This is a genomic window from Fretibacterium sp. OH1220_COT-178 (assembly GCF_003860125.1).
Taxonomy (GTDB): domain Bacteria; phylum Synergistota; class Synergistia; order Synergistales; family Aminobacteriaceae; genus CAJPSE01.
This window is the reverse complement of the sequence record NZ_RQYL01000041.1, coordinates 1-9,340: the sequence shown is the minus strand read 5'-3', so window position 1 is coordinate 9,340 and position 9,340 is coordinate 1. Positions and strand designations below refer to the sequence as shown.

7 protein-coding genes and 4 tRNA genes are annotated in these 9,340 nt (G+C 51.6%); 10 read left to right on the top strand and 1 reads right to left on the bottom strand.

The window, feature by feature from the left end; translation table 11 throughout:
• Positions 1-80 precede the first annotated feature (80 nt).
• Positions 81-1,382, bottom strand: coding sequence for a PAS domain-containing protein (locus EII26_RS12375; protein WP_124889469.1), 1,302 nt, complete (start codon positions 1,380-1,382; stop codon positions 81-83).
• A gap of 447 nt (positions 1,383-1,829) precedes the next feature.
• Between EII26_RS12375 and EII26_RS12365 the strand changes: the two genes are divergently transcribed.
• The 10 genes from EII26_RS12365 (at position 1,830) to EII26_RS12325 (ending at position 9,155) form a co-directional block, all read left to right on the top strand.
• Positions 1,830-2,324 (top strand): hypothetical protein, encoded by a 495-nt coding sequence (locus EII26_RS12365; protein WP_124889468.1) that lies wholly within the window; start codon positions 1,830-1,832, stop codon positions 2,322-2,324.
• A 27-nt stretch (positions 2,325-2,351) separates the two neighbouring features.
• Entirely contained in the window at positions 2,352-3,413 is a 1,062-nt protein-coding gene (locus tag EII26_RS12360) for a PulJ/GspJ family protein (protein WP_158612338.1), read from the top strand.
• Complete coding sequence (locus EII26_RS12355; RefSeq protein ID WP_124889466.1) at positions 3,410-4,132, top strand: hypothetical protein; 723 nt, start codon at positions 3,410-3,412, stop codon at positions 4,130-4,132. The genes EII26_RS12360 and EII26_RS12355 overlap by 4 nt, the downstream gene beginning before the upstream one ends.
• A 111-nt stretch (positions 4,133-4,243) precedes the next feature.
• On the top strand, positions 4,244-8,050 hold the full coding sequence (locus EII26_RS12350; protein ID WP_124889465.1) for a PilC/PilY family type IV pilus protein: 3,807 nt from the start codon (positions 4,244-4,246) through the stop codon (positions 8,048-8,050).
• Positions 8,051-8,073: 23 nt separating this feature from the next.
• On the top strand, positions 8,074-8,418 hold the full coding sequence (locus EII26_RS12345; RefSeq protein WP_124889464.1) for a hypothetical protein: 345 nt from the start codon (positions 8,074-8,076) through the stop codon (positions 8,416-8,418).
• A gap of 146 nt (positions 8,419-8,564) precedes the next feature.
• Positions 8,565-8,738 (top strand): hypothetical protein, encoded by a 174-nt coding sequence (locus tag EII26_RS13200; protein ID WP_158612337.1) that lies wholly within the window; start codon positions 8,565-8,567, stop codon positions 8,736-8,738.
• Positions 8,739-8,803: 65 nt separating this feature from the next.
• Positions 8,804-8,878, top strand: a tRNA-Val gene (locus EII26_RS12340).
• A gap of 10 nt (positions 8,879-8,888) precedes the next feature.
• Positions 8,889-8,965, top strand: a tRNA-Asp gene (locus tag EII26_RS12335).
• Positions 8,966-8,991: 26 nt separating this feature from the next.
• Positions 8,992-9,067 (top strand) — tRNA-Phe (locus EII26_RS12330).
• Between the two features lie 13 nt (positions 9,068-9,080).
• Positions 9,081-9,155, top strand: a tRNA-Gly gene (locus EII26_RS12325).
• The last annotated feature ends 185 nt before the right edge of the window (positions 9,156-9,340 follow it).

The window sequence follows — 9,340 nt, the reverse complement described above, 5'->3', positions numbered from 1 at the left end:
CACGGCAACTGTGCCGTGCGCCGACGTAAGCGATCGACACGGCATTTTGGGCCTGCGGCCCAAAAGAGCCGGTCGCCTGCTTAAATAAACGCAGGAGTCGAACGATTTTTCTGGTTGCTGTGGCGCTCCTTGAATCCGTAGGGTTGAGGAGAGGAAGCGACAAAAATCCGCACCATGCAGTCGGCGTCGTTGAACAGGGCCTTGAAGAGGGTGATCCTCTGAAGTTCCTCCGTCTTCTCGTCATACGTCGCGAACGAGGACTGGCGGGTGACGAAAAGTTCCTTCAGCACCTGGATGCCGGCGGATCGGGAGGGGAAAAGGCAGGACATGGGCTGCATCAAGAGAGAGCTTTTCAGGGTCCCGTAGTGGCTGGCCAAGGCATCGTTGGCGTTCAGCAGGCGGATGCTTTCCAGGCAGCTGTTCAACACCTCGTCTACGTGTGCGGGGTCCGGCCTGTCCAGGGGCTGTGAAGGAACCAGCTGTCCCAATCCGAGAAAGGGCTGGTTGAAGATGAACTCCTGCTCCTTACGGTTTTCGCTGAGCAGGGTCTTGTAGTTCCGGGAGAGCTCCGAGCTGCGGGGAATGCAATAGAGCGCCGCGATGGCATCTCCGGACTCAAAGCGGGCGGCGCAGGACATCTCCACGTCCAACATCTTCCCCGATCCGTCGATCAGCGTGGTGGGAGCCCGCAGCTGCCCTACGTTGGAGAGCATGTCCAGAAATCTCAAGGCATCCTCCTCCCGATGGAAGAAGGATATGAAATCCTTTCCCATGATGGGGGAGGTGGCGCTGTCCAGGCTGGAGTTTGGGGAGGCAAATACCTTTTGGGCCGCCTTGCTGGCCTTGTGAACCACCAGCTTCTGTCCAAGAGCCAAAAGACGCCCGGCTTTATCCTCATCGTCAAGGGAGATCGGCTCGACAATTTGATGGGAGCGAAATTCCATCCAAGGCTCGCGGGTCATGTCGACCAAGGTGCTGAATGCAGCTGTGTCCTCTGCCTGCTGGGGGACTGCCGCAGCAGAGGCGGGAAGAGGCCGGAAATGGAACACGACGCATGAACGATCGCCGTATTCCATCAATCCGGCGGAGGCGGAAAGGGATTTGAGGTATCCTTGCGCATCGACATATTGAAAGGAGAAGGGAGCTTTATCGTCCTTTCTGCGCTTGGCCCTGACGTAGAGGTCGAGCAAGCCTCGGCGGACGGAACGCACGAACTGGGGCATCCGGGTAAAGGACTTCCCCCTGAAATTTTCCCCAAAGGATCCCAGCTCGCGGATAAATGCCGCATTATAGGCAACGACACGTCCTCTGTGAGGTCCGATGACGAGAATGGGATCCGAAAGGCTGTCGATGATCGCTTGCGTCTCCAGACCGGCCTGCATGCTGTCAACCCCCCGAACTGCTTGTTTGTCTCATGTTTGTCCAATACATTCTACGCTGTCGATTATAAAAAGGCAACTTGTTACGCGAGTCCAAGACAGAAAAAATCGTGTATTTGAGTACCACAAAATGAGGAATGCTTGCATGTGATTCTTGGGGTGTGGGGGAGATGGGTATTGGTGCCTATTGACTCAGGTGCTTTTTTACCGTACTCTGATATAAAAGTATCGATAGCGATGATGCCTTCTGTTCGGAAAATCGGTCTTGCAGGGTCGAGGTGCCGTTAGAGGGCTAGTGTTTTTTATTCGCAGTTAGCATTATTGGGTGTAAGATGCAAGTGATTCGATCGTTCGGGATGGGTTTTGTAATGAAGGCTGTTCCCGGCAAAGCGGCTGTTTGGGGCTTTTATTTTGCAGTGACCGGCTGGATCTGGATTAATGGAGGTTCGTATGAGTGTGAAGGAAACTCTCTTTGTTGCGTGTGAAAGAAAGCGCAGGGCTTTTGCTCTGGGGGAAGCCTTGATTTTGATCATCGTGGTCTTGTTGGCTTTTGGAGGTATTTTTTCGAGCATGGCTTATGCCATGCGCCTCAGATCCTCTTCCCAGGTGGATTTGGACAGCTACACGACGGCCCAGGCCTGGTTCGATGCTTTGGAGGCGACGCCTGCGCATGAAAAAATGAATCAGAAAGTTCTTAATCAATCGGGTTTGAAAGTGACGGAGTCTTTGGGAGGATCAAAAATCAGTGAAGGGCGTTTTCGCCTTCGATCTTTAGAACTGGAGGCTTTCTTTAAAGAGGCCAGAGATGGGGCGTATCTTGTCGAGTTGCTGGTGCGTAAACCCCATGGGGATGGCGGTGGAGAATTGCGTTTTTTGCGTAGTTTCAACAGCTATAATTCGAATACCGTGCGGGATAGCCCCTATAAACGGCGGGATGAGAAATAAGGCGAACAGGGATGGGCGGAGATGACGATGAGGCGACGTGCATTCACCTTAACAGAAGTTTTGCTCGCTATGATTGTGGTTGGTATTGTTGGTGCCGCTTTGACGGCCGCGCTTTTTAGCTTCTTGAACTCCTACAATCAAACAGAGGACTACACAAAAGCACGTGAGGAGATCGAAAGTGCTTTTCAAGTGCTTTCAAGTCAGTTCAGCAACGTGGGTTTGGGGATGCCCAACAATACCATAGCAAGAGGGTCAATGGGGTCTTTTGTTGCGGCTTTCGCCTCTCATGACGATGCTCCTGTAGGTTCTGTCATGTCCCTGATGGGAGGGGCTGGCTGGGGCGGGCCTATTACCGTAACCAATGGAGAAATTACTGATTCCTCGAAGTGGGTTACGACTTTGGCAGATGGGTGTTTTTCGGGAAAAGAACTTTATTACGCTTGGTCGATTCCGACCGGTGTGCTTGTCAGTTCTGATTTTGGGGCATTGATGGCGAAACCCAAAAAAATTCCAGATGCAGCGTTGAAAGATGAGATCGTGTATATGTCTTGGATCTCTCAGGATATAGGCTATTGGGGAGGGGATACTCTTCAGTTGAAAAAAAACTTGGGCGGTGGGTTGCCAAGTCTTGTCAAGACAGGGGGGTGGCTGACCTTTCCCAGTTTTGGCGTCCCCATTTGGGTCAAGTCTAACGCTACGGAACAAACAACGGCAATCGTTGCGCCTGGAGCCCTCAAAAATAAAAATTATTTAGGAGGCGTCCTTTACGGATTCGAGGAGGTGCACCATGTTCGAGCAGCACGTCTTCGAGTGCTTTCAGGAGACCTCGTTCAGGAGCTTTACGAAGCTCCACCTCAGGCAAAACCGAGTCGGCAGAGAGTTTTGGCGCGTGGCGTCGCTGGTGCTTGGTTTCGCTTCTATCCGGGAGAACGTTTGCTGACTTTGGATCTTGCAGTGTTAGGCGTTCATAACGACTCCCGATATGCGTCGGGGAAACGCCCCCCGGGCTGGCCCAGCAGCGCTCCTGAAATTGGGGATGGAAGGCACCGTATTTTGGTGGAGAGCATGACCTGGAGGATACGCAATTGAGCACAGGAATGAAATCGCGACAAAGAATAACATCGCAAAAGCGTTCCGGGTTTATTTTGGTGACGGCCTTGATTATTATCCTACTGGGCGCCGCTCTTTCCATAGGTATTTTTGCTTTGGCCAACTCCATGTACACAACGGACCTTGTAAACCGTAAGGACTACGAGGAACAGATTCAAGTCAATCAAGTTATAGAGTCGGCTAAAGGATTCATCGTGAACGAGAATTATCGGCGGAGTGACGATGTTTCGGGTAGGAGGATTGTGCTTCATGGGCGGGGCGGCACCTCGGACGACTATTTTTTAATTCGTTCCCTGAACGATCTGCAGGTTTGCATGCCCAAGCCCGTAGAAGAGGCTCTCAGCCGGGATATTCTTTTGTCCAATGATCGAAATTTTCGTCGTTGGATGACGCTTCAAGTCTATGATGCCAATTATCGGGTCGATGACCTTCGCTTTATCCCCACTGTGGACGCTCCTCCCTCCTTGAGTCCCTCAGCCCGCCTCGCTGATAGTGGGGGGCAGGATGCTTGGAGCATGGAAGGAGTGGAAATCGTGGATCCCAGCACGAAGACTGTTTCGGGGGACGCTTTGCCCGCTCAATTCTACAAACATTTTGGTGCCTATCTGATTCGAGTGAGGCTGTTCCGCGAGGGATTGGCGGAGCCTGTGCGGCAGACGGAGGAGATGTTTTTTATGACCATTCCTCCTACGAAGTGAAGAGGGTAAAGAGCTGTAGGTGTGTGAATGCTCATTTTCTGTAGAAACGTTGCTACACGGTAGAATGAATGTGGCTCGTTTTCTTGATAGTGGAGATTAGGAGGTCTTTCTATGGGATTCTTTTCCGTTTTTTTTCGTGATCAATCCCTTTCCCCAAGAAAGAAATGTTGTCTTTGCTTGTGGATGATGTTGTTCATAGGGTGGGGCAGCGGAGCTCAGGCAGCTGTTTCACCCAAGACTTTTCTCAAGGCTGATTATTCCGTGATCGCACCTGTGCGCGTTCCCCCGCCCAATGTACTGTTTCTGCTGGATACGGGGTCGCCAATGGTCTTTTCTCCCAAAGGCATCATGCCGTTGTCGGATGATGGCCGTACGGACGCGCAAAGAGCGGAATTGCTGAGGGAATGTACTTATGGCTCGGGAGCGCGGCCTTATAATGAAATTTCGGATATCAACTATTCACGTTATGGGAGAGATGTGGATAGCACCAACAACGAGATTGGGAGCGCGGACTGTTATTACTCATCCGACCCCAAAAAACCATATCTTTTGACCTTCAAGGACGAGAAATATCACGGAACACTGCCCTCTGGCGTCAGCGTGGGGAGCAAAATCGGTGGTTATCCGCATTATCCGGGATCTCCTTATCCTCCTCAGACGCTCCATCCCAATTATGACGATTTGGTGCCCAACGACAGCCGTATGTACATGATGAAGCTGGTGCTCTGGCGGCTGACCAGCGAGGAGAACGCGGCGCTGCTTGCTGGGATGAATATTGGGATGGCGACGAGCTATCAGGAGGACAATTACGGGACGGCTGATTTTCTTGCTGACTTTTATCGCTATGCCCCTTTTGGTCGGACCAATGTTTTTAAATACGGCAGTGCTCCGGATTGGAGTGTCGGGAAAACTCATCAGAACTACGGTCAGGCGCAGCGAGCATACTGCGGGATACTTCGGAACTACTACGAGGCTAAGCCAGACGAGACTGGGAAAAACGCTGGAAAGTGGAACCAGGTGAACCGTGCGGTCTTGAAGGTTCCCTTCGGGCGTCTTTACAAAGAAGAAAAGCCGCACGAATACGAACCGCAGCCCAATCTGGAACGTTTCCGGAAATATATTGATGGGGTTGAAACGGCGAGTGGTGCGAAGGTTTCGAACCCGGAACTGTTTGCCGATGGGCAGACTCCTCTTTCCACCTCCATATATGCGCGGGACTATCATTTGCCGAGGAAAGATTCCAAGAATCAGGCATTGATTCTTTACGCCCCCAATTCAGTTCTTTATGCTACCAATAGTTACATCTCGCTGGACCAATATCAGGTCGATACGGATACGGCATGGGGTGATAAGGTTGTCGTTACTGGCGGGCAAGCTGTCGGCAGTGCTATCGATTTTTTTGCCCCTACGTCAACCGACGTAGACTTAAAAAATGGTTTGCAGTTCAGTCATGAAAAAGCGGGTTATTTCCCCGTTGTAGGAAGCTGTCAGAGCAATTGGCTCGTCATCTTTACGGCGGGCAATGACGAACCGAAGGGGGAGCTGGATGGGCAGCCTGTACGCAAGGCTCCCGCTGCCGCATTGGAACTTTATAAAAATACCCAGGGAGAGGGCCATCCTCTCACAGGGCGTTCCTGGGACAAACAAAATAAAAAATGGGTCGAGCGCAAATATGCTATGAACAAGGGCATCCGTACAATGGTGGTAGGATTTGCCGATCCCAATGCTGAGGATCAGAACTCTGTCGCTCTGCGCAAATCGTTGAACTCCATTGCGGCCCATGGCCAACCCAAGAAGGTGAATAAGCAATGGGTCAAGGATGACGATCAAAAAGCCCTTTTTGCCAACGATGTTCCCGGTCTGGTCAAAACGTTGCTTGAAGTTCTCAATAAGATTAATGCGGATGCCAAAGCCTCTGCAGGACCTTCTGGAGCTCCATTGGTTCAGCTGGACCAGGAGGCTGGGGAAAAAGGGCTTATTTTCAGTTCCAGTTACACTCCAAAGCTTTTTGATCAGTGGCATTCGACCTTTATGTGCAAGACCTTGGCCGTTACGGAGGAGGCTGGCGTCGCAGGAGGGGTCAAAATCCTGCCCCTATGGGAGGCCGAGGAAAAAATGCGGATAAAGGGGCAGAGCCGTCCCCTTTATGCTTCCGAGGGGGCAGAGGGAAGCCCCTCCTTGTCCGTAAAAGAACTGAAGGCTCTGACCAACTTCAAAGCTTTAACTGGGGCCCCCGTCAATGAAGATGCATTTCGTCTTTGGCTTTATGATGCGGGAGGAATTCCGGACGGCCCCTCACCCCTTGGTGATATGCAGCACTCGAATTTCATGACCGTTTCCCGTCCTGTGGGAAGTGGCGATGTTTATCTTCAAACCAACCGCGGGGTGCTGCACGCAATTGACGTGGCTACAGGAAATGAGATTTGGGGTTTTATGCCTCCTAATGTCTTTCAGGGGCGCATCAAAACAATGAAGTATGACGACATTGGAAGCTGGTACGATGGTGATGGCGACGTCGAAGACTCTCGGCGATCCATGCCAGTGGTCCTTCTGGACGGACTTTTGACGAATAAGGAAATGAGCAAAGGCGGGCGCCGTGTTCTGATGGGAACGTTGGGGCTGGGAGGGAACGGGCTGTATGCCATGGATATTACAGGGGTGAGCCCCTCCTCGGCTCCTGGTTTCCTCTGGGCAATTGAAAACGCCCGCTACGAGGTGTCGGAGGATATTCTTATCAATGGAGTACGCCGGTGGGGAAATGCCGCGGCTGGTGAAAAGCGTAAGTACGACTATAGCGACTTGGGGTTGACGATCCAAGCCGTAAGCCTTGCTGAGGTGTCGGAGGATGTGGGAAAAAGAGTTGTCGGCATTCTTCCCGGAGGCTTGGGGTATCACTTAGGCAAGGATTCTCAGGGAAAGGCCTTGTTCGTTTTAAATCCCGAGAACGGCGAGATTTTAAGAAAACTTGATGACAGGGCTTTTTCTCGGCATTTGTCCAATGCGCCCTTGGGCATGGCTTTGGCTCCGCTGACCCTGGTTAAGGATAAGAAAAGCGACATCTTGCTTGAATTTTTTACCGGGGACAGCGAGGGCAATGTCTTAAGTTGTGACGTCAAAGAGAAAAAGGTTGAAAATTGGCGTCTGAAAAGTTTATTCCGCCTGACTACGGTTGCTGGAGACGGCGTGGCGGAAGGAAAGTCGGTTGCAATTCCAAAGGCTATCTTGTGGCTTCAAAGAAAAATAACTAAGCAAACAGCCTTGGTTGGAGCCACCTCTGATGTGTGGGCCCCCGGATCTGGAACTGACATTAATAGAAGAGTGCACAACGATCAGCAGTTTATTTTTTGCTTGCGTCTTGAGCGTTTGAATGGGGGGGAGACCACAAAAGATCTTGTTCCCTTGACCAGTGAGGATATTAATACGGTCTGGTCGGATCCTGGCATGCTCTCACCCGATCAAAAAGGTTGGTATTTACGTCTCAAAGCCCCGGCTGTGAGCAGTGATGCGGAATACGCCACGACTTCGCCTTATTTCTACGCTGGAAAACTTATTGTTGCAACATTTACTCCTACGAAAGTAGATCCGGAGTTTTGTGATTCTTCCGATAGTGGAGATGCCCAGCTTTACTTTTTGGATGTAGAGACTGGGAGGGCAGTTTTAAAGCGATTGATGCTGAAGGATATTAAAATTACAGGTATGACCGGAGTGCGTGGCAGACTTCTTTTTTCAGTAGAGGAAAAGGCCACGGGAGCTATAGAGAAGGCTTTGGACGATAATAGCGCGCTGCGCCGTCCCGATAGCAACATTCTGTCCTTGAATGTAGCCCCGGGAGAGGACCTCCCTTTGAAAGATGGGCAGCCTTATCTTGACTACTGGCGGGATTTTGAAACCGAAAGTCTCAGAGACTGGCGTAAATAAAAATGACGAAAGGTGAGGCTGAGATGAAAGCTTATCTCTCAGAGAACAAAAAATGGTGTTTCCTCTTAGTGGGCTTAGTCATTGGGTTGGTCTTTTCATCTTGTGCCCATGCCGTGGCTCAGATGGAACTTCTTGAGGTGACAGGAATCCTGGAGCAGGTGGAGGCCGGGGAGCAGGGAGAAATTGTCACCCTCAATGTCAATGGTAAAGTGGCGTCGGGGCCTTTGGATCCGGGGTGTCGCTTTATGGATGAGCGCGGACAAACGTTGGAAAAAACGGCGTTTTTGCAGCGATACATGAAGCGAATCGTCACCCTGGAGCTGGAGGCGGAGTCGGGGGTTGTGATGTCTTGCCGTGTCGGCGCCTGATGAAAGCTCTTTTACCCCTTTGTACATTTGTTGCAGCGGTGGTCAGCGTCGATATAAGCGCTGCGGCTCGTGGGTATCTGCTTAGTCAGGGCTGGAGTGATGTCTGGGTGACGGATGTCTACTACACCTGACCCAAGGGGATTGATTTGGCCCTCGTGAAGGGCGGAGTTCCGGATGGTACGGCCTCCTGGGACGTCGTCAAAATGGGAGATTTGACCGTCTACGTCCCTAGGGACAAGGAGTATAAGACGGATATCCCTCGGATCGTTCATCTCCGCAAGAACGGTAATGATTGGGTGGGCGTCGTGAACGAACGCTGAAAAATTTTTTCAGGCGACGTGTTGACAGAATCGAGAGAGGCCGCTATACTCTCTCCTGTGCTTTGGGGCGGATAGTTCAGCGGTAGAACACCTGCCTTACACGCAGGGGGTCACAGGTTCGAACCCTGTTTCGCCCACCATTGAAAAAGCGGGGTCGTAGCTCAGTCGGTTAGAGTGTCGGCCTGTCACGCCGAAGGTCGCGAGTTCGAGTCTCGTCGGCCCCGCCATTTTCAATAATTAACATACCGCTTAGGGCGGGATAGCTCAGATGGTAGAGCAGCGGACTGAAAATCCGCGTGTCCCCAGTTCGATTCTGGGTCCCGCCACCAGGTAAGCGACGACGCGGAAGTAGCTCAGGGGTAGAGCACAACCTTGCCAAGGTTGGGGTCGCGGGTTCAAATCCCGTCTTCCGCTCCAGGAATACGAGGGGTTCGGGAAATTTTCTCCCGAACCCTTTTTTGTGTTTTGAAAATCCCCGGCTCGGCCGGGGGTTCAGGTAGCTTATAGCTATGAGAAGTATTTTCCCTCAAGTAAAGTGAGAGGACGCCGATCCGCATCACGATACAGGAGGGAAAAGTGGACAAGGGAACCTTAGCACATAC

What these genes read in the sequence shown, in the direction of transcription:
- EII26_RS12375 (WP_124889469.1), bottom strand. Translation starts at nt 1,382, where the DNA reads ATGCAGGCCGGTCTGGAGACGCAAGCGATCATCGACAGCCTTTCGGAT.
- EII26_RS12345 (WP_124889464.1), top strand. Translation starts at nt 8,074, where the DNA reads ATGAAAGCTTATCTCTCAGAGAACAAAAAATGGTGTTTCCTCTTAGTG.
- EII26_RS12350 (WP_124889465.1), top strand. Translation starts at nt 4,244, where the DNA reads ATGGGATTCTTTTCCGTTTTTTTTCGTGATCAATCCCTTTCCCCAAGA.
- EII26_RS12365 (WP_124889468.1), top strand. Translation starts at nt 1,830, where the DNA reads ATGAGTGTGAAGGAAACTCTCTTTGTTGCGTGTGAAAGAAAGCGCAGG.
- EII26_RS12360 (WP_158612338.1), top strand. Translation starts at nt 2,352, where the DNA reads ATGAGGCGACGTGCATTCACCTTAACAGAAGTTTTGCTCGCTATGATT.